The sequence below is a fragment of the Streptomyces nigrescens genome (assembly GCF_027626975.1).
Lineage (GTDB): Bacteria > Actinomycetota > Actinomycetes > Streptomycetales > Streptomycetaceae > Streptomyces > Streptomyces nigrescens.
Genome location: NZ_CP114203.1, coordinates 4577672 through 4601024 on the forward strand (window position 1 = coordinate 4577672; position 23353 = coordinate 4601024).

At 70.9% G+C, this 23353-nt stretch carries 27 protein-coding genes and 1 tRNA gene; 20 read left to right on the plus strand and 8 right to left on the minus strand.

Annotated features, from left to right (window positions below; genetic code table 11):
- Positions 1-3 precede the first annotated feature (3 nt).
- The gene (locus STRNI_RS20385) at positions 4-1620 is read right to left on the minus strand and encodes an apolipoprotein N-acyltransferase (protein ID WP_277411755.1); all 1617 of its coding nucleotides are present in this window, start codon (positions 1618-1620) and stop codon (positions 4-6) included.
- 221 nt (positions 1621-1841) lie between these two features.
- Between STRNI_RS20385 and STRNI_RS20390 the strand changes: the two genes are divergently transcribed.
- The 3 genes from STRNI_RS20390 (at position 1842) to STRNI_RS20400 (ending at position 3755) form a co-directional block, all read left to right on the plus strand.
- On the plus strand, positions 1842-2468 hold the full coding sequence (locus tag STRNI_RS20390) for a DUF4232 domain-containing protein (protein WP_277411756.1): 627 nt from the start codon (positions 1842-1844) through the stop codon (positions 2466-2468).
- Positions 2469-2651: 183 nt separating this feature from the next.
- The gene (locus STRNI_RS20395; protein WP_006604254.1) at positions 2652-2948 is read left to right on the plus strand and encodes a type II toxin-antitoxin system VapB family antitoxin; all 297 of its coding nucleotides are present in this window, start codon (positions 2652-2654) and stop codon (positions 2946-2948) included.
- A gap of 156 nt (positions 2949-3104) precedes the next feature.
- Positions 3105-3755, plus strand: a complete 651-nt coding sequence (locus STRNI_RS20400) for a LytR C-terminal domain-containing protein (RefSeq protein ID WP_266440947.1) — start codon at positions 3105-3107, stop codon at positions 3753-3755.
- A 76-nt stretch (positions 3756-3831) separates the two neighbouring features.
- Here the strand turns inward: STRNI_RS20400 and upp are convergent, their stop codons facing one another.
- The gene (gene upp, locus STRNI_RS20405) at positions 3832-4467 is read right to left on the minus strand and encodes a uracil phosphoribosyltransferase (protein WP_018089855.1); all 636 of its coding nucleotides are present in this window, start codon (positions 4465-4467) and stop codon (positions 3832-3834) included.
- A 175-nt stretch (positions 4468-4642) separates the two neighbouring features.
- Between upp and STRNI_RS20410 the strand changes: the two genes are divergently transcribed.
- From STRNI_RS20410 to STRNI_RS20425, 4 genes are all read left to right on the plus strand, one after another.
- On the plus strand, positions 4643-4861 hold the full coding sequence (locus tag STRNI_RS20410; RefSeq protein WP_018089854.1) for a hypothetical protein: 219 nt from the start codon (positions 4643-4645) through the stop codon (positions 4859-4861).
- Between the two features lie 210 nt (positions 4862-5071).
- The gene (locus STRNI_RS20415; protein WP_093641754.1) at positions 5072-5617 is read left to right on the plus strand and encodes a tRNA adenosine deaminase-associated protein; all 546 of its coding nucleotides are present in this window, start codon (positions 5072-5074) and stop codon (positions 5615-5617) included.
- 70 nt (positions 5618-5687) lie between these two features.
- Positions 5688-6188, plus strand: coding sequence for a tRNA adenosine(34) deaminase TadA (gene tadA, locus STRNI_RS20420; protein WP_148592440.1), 501 nt, complete (start codon positions 5688-5690; stop codon positions 6186-6188).
- 79 nt (positions 6189-6267) lie between these two features.
- Positions 6268-6354 (plus strand) — tRNA-Ser (locus tag STRNI_RS20425).
- 240 nt (positions 6355-6594) lie between these two features.
- Here STRNI_RS20425 and STRNI_RS20430 read toward each other — a convergent pair.
- Positions 6595-7080, minus strand: a complete 486-nt coding sequence (locus STRNI_RS20430) for a hypothetical protein (protein WP_159487216.1) — start codon at positions 7078-7080, stop codon at positions 6595-6597.
- Positions 7081-7558: 478 nt separating this feature from the next.
- Here STRNI_RS20430 and STRNI_RS20435 point away from each other — a divergent pair, with 478 nt between their 5' ends.
- The 4 genes from STRNI_RS20435 to STRNI_RS20450 all read left to right on the plus strand — a co-directional run bounded on the left by STRNI_RS20435 (position 7559) and on the right by STRNI_RS20450 (position 10262).
- Positions 7559-7774 (plus strand): hypothetical protein, encoded by a 216-nt coding sequence (locus STRNI_RS20435; protein ID WP_141725595.1) that lies wholly within the window; start codon positions 7559-7561, stop codon positions 7772-7774.
- 137 nt (positions 7775-7911) lie between these two features.
- Positions 7912-8205 carry a Dabb family protein gene (locus STRNI_RS20440; protein WP_018089849.1) on the plus strand — a complete coding sequence of 98 codons (294 nt, stop codon included), beginning with the start codon at positions 7912-7914 and terminating at the stop codon, positions 8203-8205.
- Between the two features lie 220 nt (positions 8206-8425).
- Positions 8426-9235: an RNA polymerase sigma factor SigF gene (locus STRNI_RS20445; RefSeq protein ID WP_026169670.1), complete on the plus strand. Its 810-nt coding sequence runs from the start codon at positions 8426-8428 to the stop codon at positions 9233-9235.
- 190 nt (positions 9236-9425) lie between these two features.
- Positions 9426-10262, plus strand: a complete 837-nt coding sequence (locus STRNI_RS20450) for an RNA polymerase sigma factor SigF (RefSeq protein ID WP_026169669.1) — start codon at positions 9426-9428, stop codon at positions 10260-10262.
- Positions 10263-10446: 184 nt separating this feature from the next.
- Here the strand turns inward: STRNI_RS20450 and STRNI_RS20455 are convergent, their stop codons facing one another.
- On the minus strand, positions 10447-10917 hold the full coding sequence (locus STRNI_RS20455) for a MarR family winged helix-turn-helix transcriptional regulator (RefSeq protein WP_159487218.1): 471 nt from the start codon (positions 10915-10917) through the stop codon (positions 10447-10449).
- A 143-nt stretch (positions 10918-11060) separates the two neighbouring features.
- Between STRNI_RS20455 and STRNI_RS20460 the strand changes: the two genes are divergently transcribed.
- Together STRNI_RS20460 and STRNI_RS20465 are read left to right on the plus strand one after the other, a co-directional pair.
- Positions 11061-11888: a hypothetical protein gene (locus STRNI_RS20460; RefSeq protein ID WP_277411757.1), complete on the plus strand. Its 828-nt coding sequence runs from the start codon at positions 11061-11063 to the stop codon at positions 11886-11888.
- A 202-nt stretch (positions 11889-12090) separates the two neighbouring features.
- On the plus strand, positions 12091-12564 hold the full coding sequence (locus STRNI_RS20465; protein WP_018089844.1) for a VOC family protein: 474 nt from the start codon (positions 12091-12093) through the stop codon (positions 12562-12564).
- A gap of 175 nt (positions 12565-12739) precedes the next feature.
- Here STRNI_RS20465 and STRNI_RS20470 read toward each other — a convergent pair whose 3' ends face one another.
- On the minus strand, positions 12740-13291 hold the full coding sequence (locus STRNI_RS20470; RefSeq protein WP_229838096.1) for a MarR family winged helix-turn-helix transcriptional regulator: 552 nt from the start codon (positions 13289-13291) through the stop codon (positions 12740-12742).
- Positions 13292-13364: 73 nt separating this feature from the next.
- Here STRNI_RS20470 and STRNI_RS20475 point away from each other — a divergent pair, with 73 nt between their 5' ends.
- The 4 genes from STRNI_RS20475 (at position 13365) to STRNI_RS20490 (ending at position 16938) form a co-directional block, all read left to right on the plus strand.
- Positions 13365-14693, plus strand: coding sequence for an amidohydrolase family protein (locus STRNI_RS20475; RefSeq protein WP_277411758.1), 1329 nt, complete (start codon positions 13365-13367; stop codon positions 14691-14693).
- Positions 14694-14960: 267 nt separating this feature from the next.
- Positions 14961-15278 (plus strand): WXG100 family type VII secretion target, encoded by a 318-nt coding sequence (locus STRNI_RS20480; protein WP_277411759.1) that lies wholly within the window; start codon positions 14961-14963, stop codon positions 15276-15278.
- 2 nt (positions 15279-15280) lie between these two features.
- Positions 15281-16555: an amidase domain-containing protein gene (locus STRNI_RS20485; RefSeq protein ID WP_277411760.1), complete on the plus strand. Its 1275-nt coding sequence runs from the start codon at positions 15281-15283 to the stop codon at positions 16553-16555.
- Positions 16555-16938 (plus strand): hypothetical protein, encoded by a 384-nt coding sequence (locus STRNI_RS20490; RefSeq protein ID WP_266440976.1) that lies wholly within the window; start codon positions 16555-16557, stop codon positions 16936-16938. Before STRNI_RS20485 ends, STRNI_RS20490 begins: the two co-directional genes overlap by 1 nt.
- A gap of 87 nt (positions 16939-17025) precedes the next feature.
- Here STRNI_RS20490 and STRNI_RS20495 read toward each other — a convergent pair whose 3' ends face one another.
- Both STRNI_RS20495 and STRNI_RS20500 read right to left on the minus strand, forming a co-directional pair.
- Positions 17026-17262 carry a GntR family transcriptional regulator gene (locus tag STRNI_RS20495; RefSeq protein ID WP_266440978.1) on the minus strand — a complete coding sequence of 79 codons (237 nt, stop codon included), beginning with the start codon at positions 17260-17262 and terminating at the stop codon, positions 17026-17028.
- Positions 17263-17623: 361 nt separating this feature from the next.
- Positions 17624-17842, minus strand: coding sequence for a hypothetical protein (locus tag STRNI_RS20500; RefSeq protein ID WP_109891247.1), 219 nt, complete (start codon positions 17840-17842; stop codon positions 17624-17626).
- Positions 17843-18196: 354 nt separating this feature from the next.
- Here STRNI_RS20500 and STRNI_RS20505 point away from each other — a divergent pair, with 354 nt between their 5' ends.
- The 3 genes from STRNI_RS20505 (at position 18197) to STRNI_RS20515 (ending at position 22419) form a co-directional block, all read left to right on the plus strand.
- Positions 18197-18670 carry a MarR family winged helix-turn-helix transcriptional regulator gene (locus STRNI_RS20505; protein ID WP_018089838.1) on the plus strand — a complete coding sequence of 158 codons (474 nt, stop codon included), beginning with the start codon at positions 18197-18199 and terminating at the stop codon, positions 18668-18670.
- A gap of 92 nt (positions 18671-18762) precedes the next feature.
- Positions 18763-21291: an MFS transporter gene (locus STRNI_RS20510; protein WP_465270487.1), complete on the plus strand. Its 2529-nt coding sequence runs from the start codon at positions 18763-18765 to the stop codon at positions 21289-21291.
- Between the two features lie 285 nt (positions 21292-21576).
- Entirely contained in the window at positions 21577-22419 is an 843-nt protein-coding gene (locus tag STRNI_RS20515) for a YceI family protein (RefSeq protein ID WP_277411761.1), read from the plus strand.
- Between the two features lie 97 nt (positions 22420-22516).
- Here the strand turns inward: STRNI_RS20515 and STRNI_RS20520 are convergent, their stop codons facing one another.
- The gene (locus STRNI_RS20520; protein ID WP_277411762.1) at positions 22517-23287 is read right to left on the minus strand and encodes a TetR/AcrR family transcriptional regulator; all 771 of its coding nucleotides are present in this window, start codon (positions 23285-23287) and stop codon (positions 22517-22519) included.
- Between the last annotated feature and the right edge of the window lie 66 nt (positions 23288-23353).

Sequence of the window (23353 nt, forward strand, 5' to 3'; positions counted from 1 at the left end):
ATGTTACGGACGGTCGTCACCGGCCCCGGGGACACCGGCACGGGCCCGCCGCCCCCGCACCCCGAGCGCCACCACCAGCAGCGTCCCGCCCGCGCACAGCAGCGCGAACAGATCGCCGGTCCGGCTGTAGAGGGTGTCCGTCCGCGGCCGCACCGGCATCTCGGAGACCAGCGTCTGCCGGTCCGCGGTGAAGTAGTCGGCCATGCCCCGGATGCGGCCCTGGTGGTCCACCGCGGTGGCGACGCCGTGCACGGACTGCCGGACCATGGCGTAGCCGTACTCGACGGACCGGAAGACGGCCCGCTGTGCGTGCAGCGACTCGAACCCCGCCCAGTCGTTGGCGGGCACCATGATCAGGGCGGTGTCCCGGTCCGCCGCCTGCCGCATCAGCCCGGGGAAGTCGGCGTCGTAACAGATCACCGTGGCCAGCCGCCCGTACGGCGAGCCGGTGACGGGTACCGCCCCCTTGCCGGGCGTCATCGGCTCCATCGGGGTGGGGTGCGTCTTGTCGTAGGTCCAGGCGACCTTCCCCTCCGGTGTCACCAGGGCGGCGACATTGCGCACGTAGGGCGGCCGCGGCGTGTAGAGGGCGAAGGCGGTGTTGACGTAGACCTGACGCTTGCGGGCGATCTCGGAGACCCGGCCGAGCAGCCGCTGTTGGCCGTCCGCCAACACCCCCGCCTGAGTCTCCGGCCACACCACGATCCGCGCGCCGGCCCGCGCCTCCCGGTCGGTGGCCGCCACCAGATCGTCGGCCACCGGCGCCAGCGCCGGGCGGACCCGGCGCGGATCGGCCCGCACCAGGTTCCGCGGCCGCCACAGCTCCTGCCCGGCCGTGCGCAGCGCTCGTTCGGTGGCCCGTTCCGCGGCGCGGCCGGCGCTGATACCCGCGACCCGTACGGTGTCCGTCGTCGGCGCGCAGCACACCAGCCGTACGCCACCGGCGCCCAGTACCAGCGCCAGCACCCCGGCCCACACCAGTGCGCCGCGCCGGATCTCCCGCCACCGGAAACCGCGCCCCCATGCCCAGTGCGCGACCGAGGCCGTCCACGCCACCACGAAGCTGACTCCGTACACGCCGGTGACGGAGGCGAGTTGGACCAGCGGCAGAAAGCCGTGCTGGGTGAAGCCGAGCACCCCGTAGTCGCCGAAGTCGGCCAGCTGCGTGAAGAGGTACTCACCGCAGACCAGCACCACCGGATAGACCAGCGTCGACCACACCGAGCCGGAGCGCGCCGCGACCAGCCGGTCGGCGGCGAAGGGCAGCGTCTGCACCACGGCGAGCACCGCGAACACCGCCAGGACGGACGGCACGAACACCATCCCCGTCGAGGTCAGCCACACCAACTGGGCGAGGCCCAGCGCACAGCCGACGCGCAGCAGCCCGCGACGGGCCGGCCGCAGCCGGGAGTAGCGCAGCAGAAAGACCGGAAACAGCCAGGCGGCCGACGCCAGATGCCAGTTGCCGTGCACGGCGAGCACCAGCAGCACGGTGCCCGCGCCCCACAGCCACCGCCCGGCCGGACGGGCCCGCGCCGTCCGCTCCCCCCGTTCCGGCCCCCTTCCCCTGGCCTCCCCCTTCCCCTCTCCCTCTCTCCTGCGCTCCCGTGTCCCGAGCACGCCGCTCTCCTCTCGTCCTCCCCGTACGCATCGCTCGATGCCTACCGGGACGCTAGGAGCGGCGGCTCCCCTGTCGCCGCTGCCGTTCGGCAGGAACGACCCCCGACTTTCGTCCAGTTCCGGGAGCGGCGGGCCGCGGGACAGGGCGCGTTAGCCAGGCGTTAGCCGATCGCCAGCACCCGCACCCAAGGTCGTTTACACGCCACCGTCCGGGGAGCACCATGCCCATCACTGTCACCGCCACCACCCGCCGGGCCGCCGTCGCAGCTCTCCTCGCCACCGCCACGCTGGCCCTGACCTCCGGCTGCCACGACGGCGTCGGCAACAAAGCCGAAGACGCCGCCACGGCCGTCTCGCCGGCCCCCACCCCGCCCTCCGCGGACGACGGCGGCGACCCGCCCCCCGGCCCGGACGGCCAGATCGCCTGCGCCCCCGAGATGCTCAGGTTCCATGCCGGCGCGATGCCGCGGCGGGCCCACCGCATGCTGCTGACGGTCACCAACTTCTCCGACCGGCCCTGCACCTTCGCCGCCCAGCCCTACCCCTTGCTGCGGTTCGGCGACGACCGGCAGGCCCCCCTCCCGGCGATCGAGGCCAGCGAACCGCCGGCCGTGGTCTCCCTGCCGCCCAACAGGACCGCCTACGCCCTGATCACCACCTCCGCCGCCGACGGGCCGGACGGCACGCACCACCGGGGCCGGAAGATCTCCCAGTTCGGCGTCGCCCTGACGCCCCGTGCCACCCCCACCCAGGTCGGTCTGGACGGCCGCGCCCCGGTCCGGATCGACCCGCGCACGGCCACCGTCACCTACTGGCAGCCGAGCCTGGCGGCCACCTCGAAGTGGTGACGCCCGGACCCGAAGAGCGGGCCGGCGCCCGCCGCGACAGGCCATTCCCTAGGCCGTTCGGGTCGCATCCGGCCATATCCGCCGGGCCTCCACTCCCCAATGATCCAAATTTGCCGCCAATGATCCTTTTGCACTGCTGCGGCATGGCTGCGCCCGGTGCCGCTCGCCCGGTAGGCTTTCCGTGTGATCTTCAAGCGCATCGGAAACGGCCGGCCGTACCCGGACCACGGCCGGGAGAGCACCCGCCAGTGGGCGGACGTCGCCCCGCGCCCGGTACGCCTCGACCAGTTGGTGACGACCAAGCAGCAGCTCGACCTGGAGACGCTGCTCGCCGAGGACTCGACGTTCTACGGCGACCTCTTCGCGCATGTCGTGAAGTGGGAGGGCGACCTCTATCTGGAGGACGGGCTGCACCGCGCGGTACGCGCGGCCCTTCAGCAGCGCCAGGTTCTGCACGCCCGCGTGCTCGAACTGGACTGACGCCCCGGGCCTGTCTGCCCAACAGGCCGGAAATCACCTTTTACCGCCCGGCACCGCCCAACCCACCCTGCCCGAATTGACCCTTTTGGGTTGGGTCTCGCGCCACGCGTTGATCATCTAGTAGGCACGGACCTCCGCCCGCACTACGCTGCGCCCATGAGCATGCTGACGCCCCCAGGCATGGGCGGTAAGAAGTACCGCATCACGGGCGACAGGTATCCGCGGATGCGCCGTCCCCGCCACCGTCGCCGGATCGTTCTTTCCCTCGTCGCCGCCGCCTGCGCCCTCGGTCTGGCCGGCTGGGGGACCCTGCAGCTCATCGACGTCTTCGGCGGCCGGAGCAACACCGCGCACGCCACCCAGGACAAACAGAAGTGCCCGGACGGCGCCGAGGCGGACGCCGCCCAGGCGAAGACCGCGGCCCGCAAGCTGCCCGCGCCCGGCACGCTGACCGTCAATGTCTTCAACGCCACCCCGCGCTCCGGGCTCGCCAAGCGCACCGCCGACGAACTGCAGAAGCGCGGCTTCAAGATCGGCAAGGTGGGCAACGCCCCCGCCGCCTACGACAAGAAGATCAAGGGCGCCGGGATACTGCTCGGCCCCAAGGCGGCGGTCGACGGCCCGCTGAAGGTGCTCGCCACCCAGCTCACCGGCGCCCAGCAGAAGACCGACACCCGCAAGGGCGCCGAGCTCGACCTGATCATCGGCGACGGCTTCAAGGCGCTGGCCACCCAGCAGGCCGCCACCAAGTCCCTGTCCCTGCTGACCCATCCGTCGCCGGCCCCCGTCGATGACGCCAAGTGCTGACCGCACACAAACGGGCCCCGCACCAACCCGTGGTGCAGGGCCCGAACAATGATCAGGTGGAAAGGGCGGGGACCGCTCAGCCGGCGGTGCCGTACATCCGGTCGCCCGCGTCGCCGAGGCCCGGCACGATGTAGCGGGCCTCGTTGAGCCGCTCGTCGACCGCCGCGGTGACCACCGTCACCGGGGTCCCGGCCAGCTCCTTCTCCATGACCTCGACGCCTTCCGGCGCGGCCAGCAGACAGATCGCGGTGACATCGTCCGCACCGCGCTTGATCAGCTCACGGATCGCCGCGACCAGCGTGCCGCCGGTGGCGAGCATCGGGTCGACGACATACACCTGACGGCCCGAGAGGTCGTCGGGCATCCGCGTGGCGTACGTGTGCGCCTCGTACGTCTCCTCGTTGCGGACCATCCCCATGAAGCCGACCTCGGCGGTGGGCAGCAGCCGGACCATGCCGTCGAGCATGCCCAGACCGGCCCGCAGGATCGGGACGACCAGGGGGCGCGGGTGCGACAGCCGCACACCGGTGGTCGCCGTCACCGGGGTCTCGATGTCGACCTGCTCGGTGCGCACATCGCGGGTGGCCTCGTAGGCGAGCAGGGTGACCAGCTCGTCGGCGAGCCGCCGGAAGGTGGGGGAGTCGGTGCGCTTGTCGCGCAGAGTGGTGAGTTTGTGCGCCACCAGCGGGTGGTCGACGACGTGGATCCGCATGACATCGACAGTAACCGAGCCGGAAGGCCCCGGCGCCCGCCGTGCACCGCCCGGCAGACGGACGCGGCAGCGCGAGGTGGCCGGCATCAAACCACCGAAAGGAGGGAAAGTGGGCACGTACGCCCGATTGGCCGTTCCGTCATCAGGCGAAGAGCTCGCCCGAGGTGGTGTGCGTGTGCCCGACCGTAAGCGGACCGATGACACGAACGACGCCGTCTCCGGCAACCAGGGCCCGTCCCCGGACGCCGGGAACGAAGCGGCGCGCCGACGGCGCCGCGCACAATTTCTGCGGGAACTGCACGAGGCCAAGGAGCTGCGGGACCGCGTCCAGCCGCGCCGCGCACGGGCCGAGCGGATGCGCCAGGCCATGCGGATGCGCACATTCCGCTGGTAGCGGAGCCCTTTGCGCCGGTAGCGGAACACCTTCGCGCCCCCGCTCGCGCTGCGGCACGTGAGCGACATCTCTCACAACCTCCGCACGACGCAGCGCCGAAGACCCCGCGCGAACGCGTTGTTTCTGCCACGATTCCGAAGGGGCGGGACCAACGGCGTGCAGCGCCGCCCCGCCCGGCCCGGCACGCCTATGACCAGTGGGAGAGTCACGGTGTACTTCGCCGCACTGCTCGCGCGCACCGAAGACGGGTGGGAAGCGAGCGATACGGAGCTCGACGATGTGGAGACGCTGAACGATCTGGCCGATCTGGCCCGAGAGGCGGCGGTCGACGACGACACGGTGGTGGCCTTCATCGAGCAGGAGGACGCCTGGTTCGGCGTCATCCGGGTGGACGGCGAGGACGACCCACGGGTCTTCCTCTCCAACGCCGCCATCGCCGCCAGAAGCTCGTACGGCGCGATGCTGACCGATGAGCTGCTCGGCCGCGACGATGACGACGCGACCGACGACCTCGACAGCCTCGACCTGGACGGCACGGAGGACGGCGAACCCGAATCGGACAACAACGTGGAGGACGACGACCCCCTGGAGGCGGTGAACGGCTCGGACGGCCCGCCACACGGCCCGCTCGGCGATGCCGCCCTGCTGGCCGACCTGGGGGTCAGCGAGAAGGAGCTGCTGGCCCTCGACGGTGATGCGCTGAGCACCATCGCGGACTCGCTGGGCTGCACGGAAGTCCTCGAAGCCGTGCGCTGAGCCGGCCCGGCCGGGCTCCTGCCCCGGGGCCTGCCGGCCCCGCCCCGGTCACGTCCCCGACACTGGGGACATGACCGTCCCCCCATCCGCCTCTCTTCCCTCCCCCGCGCCCGACCCGCTGCGCGATCCGTGGATCGCGCCGATGCGGCAGGCGCTGGGCGAGGCCGCCCGCGCCCCCGGGACCGGCGATGTCCCGGTGGGCGCCGTCGTGCTGTCCGCGGACGGCACGGTCCTCGGCACCGGCCACAACGAACGCGAGGCCACCGGCGACCCGACCGCCCACGCCGAGGTCCTCGCGCTGCGGGCGGCGGCCCAAGCGGTCGGAGAATGGCGGCTGACCGGCTGCACGCTCGTCGTCACCCTCGAACCGTGCACGATGTGCGCCGGTGCGATCGTGCTCTCCCGGGTCGACCGGGTCGTCTACGGCGCCCGTGACGCCAAGGCGGGCGCGGCCGGCTCCCTCTGGGACGTCATCCGTGACCGACGCCTCAACCACCGCCCCGAAGTCATCACCGGCGTCCTCGAAGCCGACTGCGCGGCCCTGCTCACCGCCTTCTTCCGCGAGCGCTGACCGGCCGCCGGCGCCCCCGGCGGCCGCCCTCCGGAATCCGATTTCGGCGCACGGCCACCCTTGGGCTAAGCTCTCTCTCGGTAGCGTGTCCGAGCGGCCGAAGGAGCGCGCCTCGAAAGCGCGTGAGGGGGCAACTCCTCCGTGGGTTCAAATCCCACCGCTACCGCTCAGAGGGCGAAGGCCCCGATCCACACAAGGATCGGGGCCTTCGTCGTGTCCGGGGGCACGACGGCCGACGGCGAGTGCAGGTCTCGACCGACGAGGTCCACGGATCCATCGGACTGCGGGAGACCCGCGCGTGGCACCGGAACCACCGGGCCTGGTGGGAGCCGTGGAGCGCGCGCAGAAAAAACGGCGCGCCCGCCGGGACGGGCGCGCCGCGGGGCCGGGGTGGCCGGCAGGGCGTCTACTGGGCGCTACGCCTGTTGCGCGAGCGGCGGAGGAAACGCACGAACAGCCAGACCGCCACGACCACCAGCGCCAGGAAGAGGACGAACAGCACGATCAGGACGATGCCGAGCTTCTTGAAGAAGCTGCCCTTCTTCCTCACCTTCTTCTTCCACTTCGACGCCTTGGACTTGGCGACCGTCGAGAAGTGCGGCGCGTGGTGCGCACGGTGATGGCGGTACGAGACGGGCTGCGCGGGAGCGGCGGCGAGCCGTACGGAGGCATCGGCGCCCCGGCCCGGCGCGCTCGCGGTGGCCACCGATCGTGCGGTGTCCCCCGTGCTGCGGCCCGCCGCCGCTGCCGGGGCGACGGTCGCGGCCAGCAGACCGGCCAGCAGTGCCAGCACGACGGCCGGCCGTCGCCGCGTCAGGGGCGAGCCGGGGCCGCTCCGGGCCGGCCGGGCGGCTCGGTGGGACGAATCGGGCGCGGGTGAGGCGGAGTTCATGGGCATCCTTCGGTTCCCCCTTGGGACGACGTCCCGCCATTATGTGCCGCCGCCCGGCGCCTGTCGCCGCACACGACGGAGCCCCGCTGCCGGACCGTTTCCTGGTGTCCCCCGTGGTGCCCAGGGGCGGCTCGGCAGCAGGGCTCCTGCTCGGCCGGGGGAGGCGGCGTCAGGGACGGCCGCTTCCCCCGAGGAGGACCGCGCCTCAAGTCCACGCCACCGTCCGGGGACGGTCCTGGCGCGGGCCCCGCAGTGAGGCTTCGGTCCCGGGGCCGTGGATTCCTGCCAGATCCACCGGCCCATCTCTCAGGGTGCCTCCCGGGAGCCGTTCAACAGGCAGCCGAAGGACCCTCTTTGGTGGGCCTTTGGTCCATAAAGTCCGGATCAGCGCCGGGCGGCCGTGGACCCGTCCCGCAACCGGGCCCGCAACCTCGACTCCCGAGATCGAACACGTGTGGTTACACTCGCCCGACTGCAAATGGGAACTGCAGGCACTGCCGTAGGGGACTGCGTAGGGGAGACGGGACTGATGGCGCAGGCGAAGAAGATCGCGTTGTACATGATCATTGTCTTCGTGCTGTACACGATCATCACCTCCCCGCAGCGGGCCGCCGAAATGGTGCAGATAGGCTTCGAGGGCATCTCGTCCGCCGCTCAGGGCGTCGGCGAGTTCATGACCCAGCTGATCAACTAGGGACCGCCCGCCCCGGCCGGCAGGCCCTGGGGGCCGCCCGGCGACCGGGCCGGCCCACGGTCGGCCGGTGCCCCAGCCCCGGCCCAGCCGCCCGACGACCGGACCGGCTGCGCCCCGCCCGCCGCACGGAGGCTCCCGTGATCCGCCACCTGGTCCTGTTCAAGCTCAACGAAGGTGTCTCCCGCGACGAGGAGCGGGTGCAGGCCGGCGTCCGCGCGTTCGCGGCGCTGGAGGGCGAGATTCCGGAGCTGGCGTTCTGGGAGTGCGCCTGGAACATCACCGACCGCCCGATCGCCTACGACTTCGCGATCAACTCGGCCGTGGCCGACCAGGACGCCCTCAAGCGCTATATCGAGCACCCGGCCCACCAGGCGGCCGCTGCCCAGTGGCGCGAATTCGCCACCTGGGTGATCGCCGACTACGCATTCTGAGCCGCGGCGCACCCCCGGCCCGCCCCGCCGAGCCCCTCGCCCCTCGTGGGCGGGGGGCTTTGTCGTACCCCGGGGCCCGCCGCCGCCCCACCGCCCGCACAGCACCCCACACCCACTCAACTCTCTGTTCAACACGGCGTTATGGGGTGCTTGCACACAGTGCACATGTCTTGTGATGCTATGACCGCTTTTGCCGGATACATGCACTGTGAAGGGTGGCGTGACCGTGACGGCCCGTACTGCGCCCAAGGCTCCATCCCGCGAGAGCCGAAGCGCGGACACGCGGGCGCTCACGCAGGTGCTGTTCGCGGAACTGACGGACCTGGAACCCGGTACGCCGGAGCACACGCGGGTCCGCGCCGCACTGATCGAGGCCAATCTGCCGCTGGTCCGCTATGCCGCGGCGCGTTTCCGCAGCCGCAATGAGCCGATGGAGGACGTCATCCAGGTCGGCACCATCGGCCTGATCAATGCGATCGACCGGTTCGATCCGGACCGGGGTGTCCAGTTCCCCACCTTCGCGATGCCCACTGTCGTCGGCGAGATCAAACGCTACTTTCGAGACAATGTCCGCACGGTCCATGTGCCCCGCCGGCTCCACGAGCTGTGGGTCCAGGTCAACGGCGCGACCGAGGATCTGACGGTGCTGCACGGCCGCTCCCCCACCACCGCCGAGATCGCCGAGCGGCTGAAGATTGGCGAGGACGAGGTGCTGGCCTGCCTGGAGGCGGGCCGCTCGTATCACGCCACCTCACTGGAGGCCGCACAGGAGGGCGACGGCCTGCCCGGCCTGCTCGACCGCCTCGGATACGAGGACCCGGAGCTGGCCGGCGTCGAGCACCGCGACCTCGTACGGCACCTCCTCGTCCAGCTGCCCGAGCGCGAGCAGCGGATCCTTCTGCTGCGTTACTACAGCAATCTGACGCAGTCACAGATCAGTGCGGAACTAGGGGTGTCGCAGATGCATGTCTCGCGGCTACTGTCGCGGAGCTTCGCCCGGCTGCGATCCGCAAACAGGATCGACGCATAGCCGGGACGGGCGACCCGATCCTGCACAGATATGTCGACATGGCGCTACAGCGTGTTGCCGACATGTGACATTCTGCAGGAACCGCGTTTGCCGCGGCGCTGCCTCCGGTATTCAGGTGGAGGCATAACTCCTCGGTCCACCCCGGTCCGAGGACGCCGCAGCGACCCGACCGCGACCTCAAGGGGGTGGCATGTCCGTAGAACTGGGCAGCTCGAAGGTGCTTCCCGCGATTCCCGCGCCCGCACCGCACGTGCATGACGACGACGCCATCAATACCCGCACGCTCTCCCGCTCCCTGTTCCTGCGGCTGGCCTCGCTCGACAAGGACTGCGCGGAGCGTACGTACGTACGCGACACACTCATCGAGCTGAACCTCCCGCTCGTCCGCTATGCGGCCGCCCGATTCCGCAGCCGCAACGAGCCGATGGAGGACATCGTCCAGGTCGGCACCATCGGTCTGATCAAGGCGATCGACCGTTTCGATTGCGAACGCGGCGTGGAATTCCCGACGTTCGCGATGCCTACCGTGGTCGGCGAGATCAAGCGCTTCTTCCGCGACACCTCGTGGTCGGTGCGGGTCCCGCGCCGGCTCCAGGAGCTGCGGCTCGCCCTCACCAAGGCCAGTGACGAGCTCTCCCAGAAGCTGGACCGCTCCCCGACCGTTCCCGAACTGGCCCTGTGCCTGGGGGTGTCGGAGGAGGACGTGGTCGACGGGCTGGCCGTCGGCAACGCCTACACCGCCTCCTCGCTCGACTCCCCCTCCCCCGAGGACGACGGCGGCGAGGGCTCCCTCGCGGACCGCCTCGGCTACGAGGACAGCGCCCTGGAAGGCGTGGAGTACCGCGAGTCGCTCAAGCCGCTGCTGGCCAAACTCCCGGCCCGTGAGCGCCAGATCATCATGCTGCGCTTCTTCGCCAACATGACGCAGTCCCAGATCGGCGAGGAGGTCGGCATCTCCCAGATGCATGTCTCCCGGTTGCTCACCCGCACCCTGGCGCAGCTGCGCGAGGGCCTCATCTCCGACTGAGGAACGGTCCGCCGAGGGGCCGTACGACGCTTCGTGCCGCTCGGCGGACAGTTGCAAGAGGAGCAGGAGGAAAGCGGGGGCGTCGCACAGGAGATGCGCGTCCCAGCTGCCCGGAGGGCCTGTGCGGGCCGTCCGCGGCTCGTGTGCCCCGTCCGCGGTTCCGCAGCCCCGCCTCCTCGCGGCATCAGCGGGGTGCCGCCGCACCGCCGACATTGCGGATCATGCGCTGGAGAACGGTCAGCGCGGCGGCGTACTCCTCGTCCGTGATGCCCTCGTGAATCTCTGAACGCAGCCCGTCGACCAGGGACTTGATACGGACCTTGGCCGCCCGCCCGTCGTCCGTGAGCGTCAGCCGGCCGGCGCCGTCGGCGATGAGCCAGCCCCGGTGGAGAAGGCTGTCGACCGCGTGCCCCATCGCATCCGGCCCCAGCTCGCCGAGGTACGCGTCCAGCCGGGCACAGACTTCCACACGGGTGAGACCCCGCTCGGCGCCGTCCACATGGCTGAGCGTCCACCACTGCGGCTGGGAGAGGTCCTCCCGGGCCATGGCGCCGCGGATGTGCCGGAGCAGCGCCTGGGCCGCGGCCCAGGTCCAGTAGGCGATGGGCTGGGCGGCGAGAGCGGTGACATCGAGGCGTGTGTGATCCGTCGTCATACGGGCCGACGCTAGAAGCTCGACCGAAGTTGAGGTCAAGGGCCCGTCGCCGTGGCGTTCGCACCAGGGTCACCATCCGGCCATACCCGAGCCGGGCTCCCGACCACCTGTACACCTGACGCACCGTCAGCAACACTGGCCCGATGCGACGGACGACGACTGTTGCCTCCGCCTCCGCGGCCGTGCTGTGTCTGGGTGTCCTGCTGACCGGTTGCGGGAGCGCGGCCGGCACCGGCCATGCCGCGGTGGGCGCGGCAGGCCCCGCCGACGGCCGGGTGCCGAACCGGGCCGTACCGCCCGAGGGCGGCGTCGAACTGACGCCGCTGGACGGCGACGGAGGCCGTGAACGGAACGGAAGCGGCGGCAGCGACAGCAGTGGCAGCAGTGACGGCGGCAGGAGGACCGGCCGGGCCGGCGCGGGGGCGTCCGGCGGCTCCGGCAAGGGGGCTGCGGCCGACGGCGCACGCCCCCCGGGCGCATCCGGTGCCCGACCTGGCCCCTCCACTCCTCCCACGGGCACGCGCCCCGGCCACGGCGACGGCACCACACCCCCGTCGTCACCCGGCTCACCCAACTCCCCCTCGCGCCCCGGCGATCCCTCCCCACCGCACGGCTCCCCCGCGCCCGATCCGCCCTCCCCCACCCTTCCGGCCGGCCCGGACGCCCCCGACGGCCTGCTGATCGGCATGCCCGGCCGGTCCGGCACCGACGTCCGCTGGTGCGAGCGGGTCACCCTCGACTTCCTGCACACCGGCGACCGGCCCGTCACCGCCGGCACGGTCACCTTCGGGACCCACATCATCGGCGCCCTCGGCATCGACTGGGCCACGGTCACCTCCACCCACAAGCTTCCGCTGCCACTCGCCCCGGGGAGGAAGAAGACGGCCAGCTGGCGGGTGTGCGTGGACGGCTGGCGGGTGCCGGCGGGCATGCACATCGACACCAAGGACGTGACCTTCACCTGGAAGTGAGGCCGCCTGGGAGGCCACCGGGGAGGCGAGGCCACCGGGGAGGCGAGGCCAGAGGCCGCCGCCCCGGGGCCGGGCCGTTCCGCTCCCCTTCCGTCGGCCCGCGAAACCACGTCCCTGGATAGCGATGACTTCCGAGCGGTGCGACGGTCTATAGAGGCACAGACGCAGCCACCGGCCGCGACCCCGTCTCAGGGAGAAGACCATGCCCAAGATCATCCCCAACCTCTGGTTCGACACCCAGGGCAAGGAAGCCGCCGAGTTCTACTGCTCGGTGTTCCCGAACTCGAAGATCAAGACCGTCACCTATTACAACGAGGCGGGCCCGCGGCCGGCCGGCACCGTGCTGACGGTGGAATTCGAGCTCGACGGCCAGGAGTACCTCGCCCTCAACGGCGGTCCGGAGTTCACCTTCAGCGAGGCGATCTCGTTGATGATCGACTGCGCCGACCAGGACGAGATCGACTACTACTGGGCCAAGCTCTCCGAGGGCGGCGAGGAGGGCCCCTGCGGCTGGCTGAAGGACAAGTACGGGCTGTCCTGGCAGGTGGCGCCCGGCGGTATGGCGGAGATGCTCAACGACCCGGACCAGGAGCGCGCGGCCCGCGCCATGAAGGCCATGTTCGGCATGAAGAAGATCGATATCGCCGCACTCCAGGCCGCGGCCGACCAGGCCTAGGTCCAGGCCTAGGTCCAGGCCGCTGCCGACCAGGCTCGGGCGGCCGCTTTCCGGCGACTGCCCGCGTCACGGGGCCCCGGGCCCACCCCTGGTCCGGGGCTCAGCGCCGCACCCCGGGCCCGGCTCGTCACCCCGCCCCGCCCCGTCCGCCCCTCCCCGTCCCCGGGCCGCGGCCTCAGGACCGGCTGGGGTTCCGTCCGGTCCGTAGGGGGCGCGGGGCGGGGCTGTGCCGTATGTCCACCTCGCGCAGGGCCCGGGTGGCCGCGTCCACGGATGTGGCGGAGGCCTCGGCGAAGACGGCCTCGTGGGCGTCGGCGTTGGCGCGGACGGCCCGCTCGGCGGTCCGCACCCCCTCCGGGGTCAGGCTGATCATGGTGCTCCGGCCGTCGTCCGGTGAGGGCTCGCGGCGGACGAGGCCGCGGCCGGCGAGGTGGTTGACGACGTTGCTGATGCCGCCGGAGGAGAGCAGCAGGGAGCGGGCCAGTTCGTTCGGCTTCATACGGTACGGCTCACCCGCCCGGCGCAGAGCGACCAGGATGTCGAACTCGGCGACGGTGAGGCCGAGTTCGGGCAGCACCCCGCGGGTGGCCTGGTCCAGGGCGCGGGCGAGCTGGGCTATGCGCTTCGAGAGTTCCGTCGTCGGGCGGAGCACGTCCGGCAGCTCGGTGTGCCAGGCGTCCATCAGCGCGTCGACGGGGTCAGGGCGCGGTCCGGGTGGTGCGGTCACGTCGGCAGGATAGATCAGCACCATGATAGCTTTCTATAAAGCTTTCTTCCGAACGTGTAGAGGGTGACTTGCCATGGGAATCGAGCGCCACCACTCACCGCGCCTGCTTCTGCGCGGCGGCCTGGTCATCGACACCGCCCCCCACCCCGTCGTCCACCCGCACACCGATGTCCTCGTCGAGGAGGGCAGGATCGCCGCCGTGGGCCGCGCGCTGCCCTTCGACGAGGCCGACCCCGGCCTGGAGGTGATCGACGCCCGCAATCTGATCGTGCTGCCCGGCTTCGTCGACACCCACCGGCACCTGTGGCAGGCCGTACTGCGGTCCGCCGCGGTCGACGAGAGCCTCGACAGCTATCTCGGCCGGATCCTCGGCGACCTCTCCGGCCGCTTCACGCCCGCCGATGTGTACACCGGCAACCTCCTCGGCGCGCTGGAGTGCCTGGACTCGGGCGTCACCACCGTGCAGGACTTCTCGCACGTCCAGTACACGCCGGAGCACAGCGCCGCCGCCGTCGAGGCGCTGGAGGAGGCGGGCATCCGCGCCGTCTTCGGCTACGGCTACCCCGTCTTCGACGACACCGCCCGGCAGGCCGACTGGGTGCGGCAGGTCCGCACCCGGTACTTCCCCTCCCGCGACGCGCTGCTCACGATGGCCCTGGCCCCCGTCGGCCCCTCCTTCGCCCCACCGGAGACCGTCCGGGAGGACTGGCTGCTCGCCCGTGAGCTGGGGCTGCCCATCGCCGTCCATGTGACCGCCGGCCCGGTGGCGATGCGGCCGATCACCGCCCTCCAGGAGCAGGGCCTGCTCACCGCCGGCACCCTCTATGTGCACGGCAATTCCCTGCCCGACTCCGAGCTGCGGCTGATCGCCGAGTCCGGCGGTGCGGTGGCGATCACGCCGGCGATCGAGGCCTCGATGCGGTTCGGCGCACCGATGGCGGGGCGGCTGCGCCGGGCGGGCATCCCGACCGGCCTGGGCGCGGACGCGGTGACCTCGGCACCGGGCGACATGTTCTCCCAGATGCGCGCCACACTGATGAGCAGCCACTTCGACGGCGACGGTGACGGCGAGGCCGATACGCCCACGGTCAAGGCGGCCGATGTCCTGCGGATGGCCACCGCGGAGGGCGCCCAGGCCCTCGGCCTCGCCGACGAGGTCGGCTCACTGGGCATCGGCAAACGCGCCGACCTCGTCCTCCTGCGCGCCGACGCACTCAACCTCGCCCCGGTCGCCCACGATCCGATCGGAGCCGTGGTGACCGCCGCCCACCCCGGAAACATCGACACGGTCCTGGTGGACGGCCGCCCGGTCAAGCGCGCGGGCCGGCTGGTCTACGGAGCACTGGGCGGCGTACTGGACACGGCACACCGGTCCGCGGAGCGGCTGGTGGGAGCGGGCTGAGGCCCTGACACCCGTACGGGAGCCCGGAGCGCCGGGCACCCGTACGGGGATGGCCGGCCGGACGACAAGGCCGGCGCCCCTCGGCCTCGCCGGACGACTCGCGCACCCTTACCCCCTTCCTGATCTGACCCATTTTCGGGCAGAAACGCCTGGTGGAACCCCCTCCAGCAAGCTCCTTCTTCCCCCTCCTACGGTGTTGGATGTACGGCGCACTGGTCATGCCCATGGCCATGTGCGGAGGGGGATCACACACAACGGGGGTCACCAGTGGGTGACATACGGGTGGACACCGCGAAGGTCCGCAGCACCGGCGATGACATGAAGGCGCTGTCGAGCGACACCCAACGGCGCCTGTCACACAGCCTCGACAGCTCTCAGGACGTCTACTTCGACGCCATGTTCTGGAAGTCCGGAAACGCCGTGGAGTCGTGCCGCACCGCCTGGCAGGACCACATGATCGAGCTCGCCAAGAAGATGGGCGAACTGGGGCAGCGGCTGCAGGACTCCGCCGACAGCTACGACGCCGCGGACCAGGAAGCGGTCGCACGGCTGCGGGCCGGCATGCAGGACCTGGGGAGGCACTGACCGTGGTCACCTACGCGGAACTCATCAGCGCCCACCCCCAGAAGTGGAAGGACGCCGCGGACGACTGGGCGGCGCTGGCGAAGTACGCGCTGAACGCCGCGAACGACGTACGCGAGCAGGGAGCCAAGCCCCTCGCCGACAACTGGGCCGACGAGGTCGGCGCGGCGGCGGCCGGCGACTTCGTGAAGCTGGCGGATCAACTGGAGTCGGCGTACGACTTGTTGCTCAGCGTCAAAATGGTCATGGAAGGCATGCACAGCAGCCTGGAAACGGCGATGAGCACCGCATGCCAGATCACCGACCTCTCCCGGGCTCACGACCTTCCCCTCGGCGACGACGGCATGCCGCTGCAATGCCCCGCCCCGAACGCAGGCGCGGACACGCAGCAGGCGTACAACGACATCGTCGCGCTGCGCGCACACGCGCTGCGGCAGGCGACGGAAGCGGACGAAAAGACCGCGGCCGAGCTGTACCGACTGGCAGGCATGGTCGGCATCAGCGACCCGGAAAAGGCGCTCAAGGAACAGAACCGCGCCTCGCACGTCGAGATGGACATCCTCGCCGCCGAGATCCCGAAGCCGAACACCGACCCGGCCGCGGTACGTGCCTGGTGGAACGGCCTGAGCGAGAAGCAGCAGTACGACATGATGCGCGCCGAGCCCGTTAAACTCGCGCAGCTGGACGGCATTCCCGAGAGCACGAAGCGTGAAATGCGCGGCACGGACGGGAAGTTCGACCGGGTGAAGATGGTGGAGTACGCGCTGGAGAACTGGAACCAAGAGGATCCCGTCGACTTCGGCAACAACTGCACCAATTTCGTGTCCAACGCCCTGGCCCATTCCGGGATGCAGGAGAAGACCTCCTTCTGGGCGGGAACCCGCGGAGACGACACCTGGATGAAGGGCAACCCGACGGGAATTCCCCTGCCCGGTTTCGAGCAGGTGGACCGCTCTCTCGGGCACTCCAAGACATGGGCCGGAGCAGAGAACCAGAAGAGCTTCATGCTCAAACACGGTGGCGAAGAGATTGATCGCTCGCAGGCCCGGCCCGGCGACATCATTTACTACGACCAGGCCGGCCCGAACGACGGGCTGCAGAAGGGGGCGGCGCACCACGCCGCGATCGTCACCGGGGTGATGCCGGACGGCGAGATCAAGTACACACAGCACAGCGACCCGTATCAGAACGCGAGTTTGCAAGGCCGTCTCCCGGCAGTGGAGAAGGGCGAGGGACAGCAGCGGGTGCGCATCGTGCGCCCACACCCGGATTGGTACTGATGACTGACACCTCCACCAGCACCCGACGCTCCCCACTGCTCGTCCCGCTCTTCGCGCTGCTCGGCGTGGGCGGTCTCACCGCCTACAGCAAGGCTGACGACGCACATGTCGCCGCGGAGTGGGCACACTGCGGGGACCTCCCGCTGACCTGGCAGATCTACCTCAGCGCCTACGGCGCGCTGGCCTGCGGGATACTCGCTCTCGCACTGTTCTGGTGGCTCGCCAGGCGCGCCCGGCGACGCGACACATGGGTGGGCGACAGCTGGCCGGGCAAGCTCGCGATCGCTGCCCTCGTCGTCGACGTCCCGCTGGTGGCACTGCAGTTCTTCGTGGTCTGGTACCTGTACCAGCCGTCGCCCGGGGGACCCATCAGCTGCGTCTGAGAGGGGCTCGCCCCTGATTACGGAACGGTCTTGAGACGGCCCCGGCGATTCGCGCCCGCCGGGGCCACACCTGGACGAACCATGGCGTCAGGCACCCGGTCGCCGCTCCGTCACGAAGGAGCCCATGCCGGGTGTGGTGACGATGAGCCCTTCTTCCCTGAGGGCGGCGGTGACCTTGCGGATGGTCACGCGCGCGACGCCGAATTCCTGCTCCATCCGCACCTCGGAAATGAGCTGGCGCGGAGGGTACGTGCCGTCCGCGATCCGCGCACGGATCACGTCGGCAATCTGCGTCCACTTGGGCCGCGTCGGGTCGTAGTCCATAGAGCTAGGCGTCGTTGGATGAGCCACCGGCCGCCAAATCTTCCGGAAGGCCCTTGGGTGCAAATTCGATCACGGGAACAAGGTAGGCACGCCACACCATGGCACCGTCACGTCCCAGCCACGGCGGCCGCGCCGTCACCCCCGGCTCCAACAGGCCGCCGAGCTGATGAACGGGCCGGTGGAGACGACCGCCCAAGAACTCCGCTTCTGTGTCCACAGGCTGTGTGAAGCGCTGCGGGACGCGCTGCGGATCGCGGAGAGCAGGGGTGGGCGTGTGACCTGACCGCCGGACGGCAAGATCAAGGGCCCGGCATCGCGATGCCGGGCCCCGTGCGCATGAAGGCAGTTGTGAAGAGGTGCGTCAGGCGAGCGCCAGCCAGGCCGCGCCCGCGATGACCAGGATGGCGACGATGACGCCGACGATGACGCCCACGCGGGGGCCGGCCGACTGCTGCGGGGCCGGGGCGCGGCGGCCGCCGGTCTGCGGGGTGCCGCCCTCGTCCACGAAGGCGCGGAACATCTGCGTGCTGCCCGCCGGGTCGTAGTTGCCGCCGGCCTGGTTCTGCGGGTTGGTCGCCATGGGGAAGGACCCTAGCGAACCGGGGGCGGAGCGGCACCCTTGGGGCGTGTGCGCAGCAGCCGCGGGGGCGCCTACGGAGCGGACACGGGCCGCGTACGGGGTGTGGGCGAGGGGGCGGGCGGCTCGTGTGAGGGTGTCCTGCTACCGGCCGGTATCGGCCAGCGGCCGCCATCCCGCCTCCGACCTGCGGGTTTACGGGTCGCGTCGGCTCCATTGACCAATCGCCGGGCCAGACTTTTGGCTCCCTTTACTTCAAGGCTGGACGAATCGTTTGCCTTCAGCAACCAACATTGCTTATGGTTGCCCCAAGCAACAAAAGATGCGAAGAGTGCGAACGATCGCTTGGAGGAGCCGGTGGCCGCTCACAGTCAGTTCGAGGAGCTGGCCAGGCAACTCAGTGCCATCGGTGCCGTCAAGCGGGAGATGGGGCGGATGCTGCCCCAGGACTGCCCGCCCGCGTCGGCCGGTGTGCTCACCCTTCTCGACCGGCACGGTGAGATGCGGATGAGCCAGCTCGCCGAGCTGCTCGCGATCGACATGTCGGTGACCAGCCGGCATGTCGCCCATGTCGCCGAGCGCGGCTGGATCGAGCGGAAGCCTGATCCGGCGGACAAGCGGTCGCGGCTGCTGCGGCTGACCCCGAGCGGCACCGCGCTCCTGGAGGAGCTCGCCGAGCGTTACACGGCGGCGCTCGCCCGGTACCTGGACGACTGGTCCGACGCCGACGTCGGGCACCTCGTCGAGCTCCTCGCCAGGCTCCGCACGAGCTTCGGCGACTGCCGCACCCGGGCGCATCACGACTCCCTCACCCGTACACCCGCAGGATGAAAAGGAACTACATGGCTACGACCACACCAGCCGGTGTGCGGGGCGGCCACGCCAAACACGGAGGCGGACAGCACGCCTCCGACGGGGCCCCGATGACGCACCGACAGATCATGGAGGCGTTGTCCGGGCTGCTGCTCGGCATGTTCGTCGCCATTCTGTCGTCGACGATCGTTTCCAACGCGCTGCCCGAGATCATTCATGACCTCGACGGCGGCCAGAGCGCCTACACCTGGGTCGTCACCGCTTCGCTGCTCGCGATGACCGCGACCACCCCGCTGTGGGGCAAGCTCTCCGATCTGTTCAGCAAGAAGCTGCTGGTGCAGTTCGCGCTGGTCATCTATGTCGCGGGCTCGGTCGTCGCCGGTCTCTCGCAGAACACCGGGATGCTGATCGCCTGCCGCGTGGTGCAGGGCATAGGCGTGGGCGGTCTGTCCGCCCTGGCCCAGATCGTCATGGCCGCCATGATCTCGCCGCGGGAGCGCGGGCGTTACAGCGGCTACCTCGGTGCCACCTTCGCCGTCGCCACCGTCGGCGGCCCGCTGCTCGGCGGCGTCATCACCGACACCGACTGGCTCGGCTGGCGCTGGTGCTTCTACGTCGGCGTCCCGTTCGCCGTCATCGCGCTGATCGTGCTGCAGAAGACCCTGAAGCTCCCCGTCGTCAAGCGCGAGGGCGTCAAGGTCGACTGGGCGGGCGCGTTCTTCATCAGCGCGGCGGTCTCACTGCTGCTGGTGTGGGTGACGCTGGCCGGTGACAAGTACGACTGGATGTCGTGGCAGACCGCCGCGATGGTCGGCGGCGCGGTCGTGCTCGGCGCGATCTTCGTCTTCGTCGAGACCAAGGCCAAGGAGCCGATCATCCCGTTGCGGCTGTTCCGCAACAAGACGATCACCCTGGCGTCGCTGGCCTCGCTGTTCGTCGGTATCGCGATGTTCGCCGGCACCGTCTTCTTCAGCCAGTACTTCCAGCTGGCGCGCGGCGAGTCGCCGACGATGTCCGGCGTCCTGACGATCCCGATGATCGGTGGCCTGTTCATCTCGTCCACCGTCTCGGGCCAGGTCATCACCAAGACCGGCAAGTGGAAGGCGTGGCTGGTCAGTGGCGGTGTGCTGGTGACCGCGGGCCTCGGCCTGCTGGGCACCATCCGCTACGACACCGAGTACTGGCACATCGCGATCTACATGGCCCTGATGGGTCTCGGCATCGGCATGATGATGCAGAACCTGGTGCTCGCCACGCAGAACCAGGTGGCCCCCGAGGACCTCGGCTCCGCCTCGTCCGTCGTGACCTTCTTCCGCTCCCTCGGTGGTGCGGTGGGCGTGTCGGCCCTCGGTGCGGTGCTCGCCAACCGTGTCGACCACTACGTCAAGGACGGTCTGGCCGACCTCGGCCCCAAGGCCGCCAAGGCCGCCGCGCACGCCGGCAACAGCGGCGGCGGCATCCCCGACCTGGACTCCCTCCCGGCGCCGCTGCGCACCGTCATGGAGAGCGCCTACGGCCACGGTGTCGGCGATGTGTTCCTCTACGCGGCGCCCTGCGCGCTGCTCGCCTTCCTCTTCACCCTGTTCATCAAGGAGGTCGCGTTGAAGACGCGTGGCGGACTGGCCCAGAGCTCGCAGGACGCAGCGGTCGCGGCGACCCCGTCCGCCACCCCGTCCGCCACCCTGTCGGAGGCCTCGTCGGAGGCCGTCGTCCCGGCGCAGGCCGAGGAGCGGGAGCCCGCCCTGGTGGGCGCCGCGCCGGTCGCCCCGGACGACGAGGCGCACACCCCCTCCTGGGCGCGGCCGGCCGTGGCGACGGCCACCCAGCCGCTGGCGGCGTACGCCTCGGCCGGCGGCGGGGACAACACCCCGGCCGGTTCCGCGGTCCACGGCTTCGTCCGCAACGCGGAGGGCCACCCCGTACCGCGCTCCGCGGTGACGCTGATCTCGCTCAGCGGGCGGCAGTTGGGCCGCGCGGTCGCCCAGGCGAACGGCTCGTACGTGCTCAGCGCCCCCGGCGCCGGTTCGTATGTGCTGATCGCCGCGGCCGACGGCCACCAGCCGCAGGCCTCCACGGTCGTCATCGGCGACCAGCCGCACGCCTACGACATCCTGCTCAGCGGCACCAGCGGCCTCGGCGGCCAGGTCCGCAGCGCGGCCACCGGCGCACCGGTCGACGGGGCGATGGTCGTCGTCACCGACGTCCGCGGCGAGGTGCTGGCCACCGGAAAGACCGGCGCCGAGGGCCACTTCGCCTTCGACGAGCTGGCGCCCGGTACCTTCACCGTCGCGGTGAACGCCCCGGACCACCGCCCGGCCGCACTGCCGGTCGAGATCGGCGGCCAGGGCACCACCCGGATCGAGATCGAGCTGCTGTCCGGCGCGCGGGTGCAGGGCGTCGTGCGGGCCGGTGCGCACCGCCGGCCGCTGCCCGACGCACGGGTCACGCTGGTGGACGCGGCGGGCAATGTCGTCGCCACCTCGACGACCGGGGAGGACGGCGCCTACGCCTTCACCGACCTGGACGCCGGCGACTACACCGTCATCGCGAGCGGCTACCCGCCCGTCGCCACCGGCCTCGCGGTCGATGCACGCGGGGTCGACGGCTACGACGTCGAGCTCGCACACCCCGGCGACTGAATCTCCCCGGCGACTGAATCCCCCCGGGGGACTGAATCCCCCGGGCCCGGGGATCTCACCCGGGAGCAATACCCCGGCCCGGGGCGCGCTTTGAGCGGACGCGCCCCGGACCGGACCCAAGGGCTCCGGCGGCGGCGCTGCGCACAGGCAGGGGACGGCCTGCACGCCGCCGTCCGGAGCCCGAACACTTCCCCACGCTCCCGGCTCCCCTCCCCGCTCGGCTCGGTCCGAGCAGGCGGGGAGCCCACGAGCGGGGGACACACCAGGCAACAAACGGGAGAGGCAATGACTTCGACGGGCGCGGCAGCCGCAGGACTGCGGGCGCAGGTCCGCACACGGGACGGCTGGGCGGTCCAGCACGCCGTACTGACCGTCACCGACATGACCGGCGCGCAGGTACTGCGGGCCTCGGCGGACGACGAAGGCACCATCCGCAGCGCGGAGCCGCTGCCGGCCGGCCCGTACACGGTGATCGTGACGGCCGTCGGCTACGCACCGGTCGCCTCCAGCGCGATCGTGACGGCCAGCGGCCGGATGGACGTGGGCAGTGTCGTGCTGGCACGGCAGGGCGGGGCCGAACTGCCGCCGCCCGGTGCCTGGACCATCGACCCGATGCACTCGACGGTGGCCGCGGTCGCCCAGCACCTGGGGATCTCCAGCGTGCACGGCCGGTTCACCGAGTTCAGCGGCCGGATCGAGATCGCCGAGGACCTGTCCGCCTCGCGGGTCGAGGCGGACATCAAGGCCGCGTCCATCGACACCGGCAACGGGATGCGCGACGGCCATCTGCGCTCCGAGGACTTCCTGAACGTCGAGGAGTACCCGCAGATCACCTACCGCAGCTCGGGCCTGGCACCGGCCGGCCCGGACCGCTGGACGGTGCACGGTGAGCTGTCGCTGCACGGCGTCGTACGGCCGGTGGACCTCGATCTGAGCTACCTCGGCACCGGCCCCGACCCGTGGGGCGGGGTGCGCGCCGCGTTCCGGGCCACCGCGGAACTGCGCCGCGAGGACTTCAAGATGAACTACAACCAGGTCGTGGCGGCCGGTATCGCGGCCATCGGGACCACCTTGAAGGTCGAGCTGGACGTCCAGGCGGTGCAGGGGGAGAGCCTGCCGATGGGGTGAGGCCCTCCGGTCTTCCCTCCCCGGGGCCACGCCGGTCGGTTCCCCGGGCCCCCGCAGGTCGGTCCCCGGCCGGTCGCGTCAGCCCCCGCCGGTCGCGTCAGTCCCCCGGCCGGCCGCGCATCGCCTCGATGCCCGCGATCTGCAGATCGAGGGCGAAGGCGAAGTCGCGGTCGCGCATCTCCCGTACGGTGGTGCCGCCGCGGGCCTCCATGACCTTGGTGGTGTTCTCCAGCGTCTCCGCGAACTCCGGACGGCTCTCGACCGCGGTCATCACCTGGTGGAAGTACTCGTCGACGGGCAGCCCCGCCTCCGCGCAACGGTCGTTGAACAGGCCCTCGATGGTGGCGAAGCCGTAGACGAACTGGAAGACGGCGGACAGCCCGCCGGTGATCTGCTGGAGCGACAGCCCGCTCTCCTTCATCACCCGCATGCTGGCGTTGGAGAAGGCGATCGAGTGCGGGCCGATGTTGATGTACGTGCCCAGCAACCGGGCCACCCAGGCGTGGCCGGTCAGCAGGGTGCGGTACTCGTCGGCCAGGGAGCGCAGATGGTCCCGCCAGTCCCGCTCGGTGTCGGCCTCGTCCGGCAGCCGCATCTCGCCCATGACGCTGTCCAGGGCGAGTTCCAGCAGGTCGTCCTTGGTGTCGACGTACCAGTAGACGGACATCGCGGTGACGCCGAGCTCGGCCGCGAGCCTGCGCATCGAGAACTTCGCCAGGCCCTCGGCGTCCAGCAGCCGGACCGTCGCCGCGACGATCTTGTCGAGGCCGAGTCCGGCCGGCTGGTCCGCCTTCCGTTTGAGCGGGGGGCGTTCGGTCAGCCAGACGCTGTTCGGCCGCTTCCCGGTGCGGCCGTCCGTCGCTGCCATGGCGCCCCTCCTTGCCCTGAGCGTCTTCGACGTCCTGGGTGTCGTCGTCGGTGTCGTCTTCGGTGT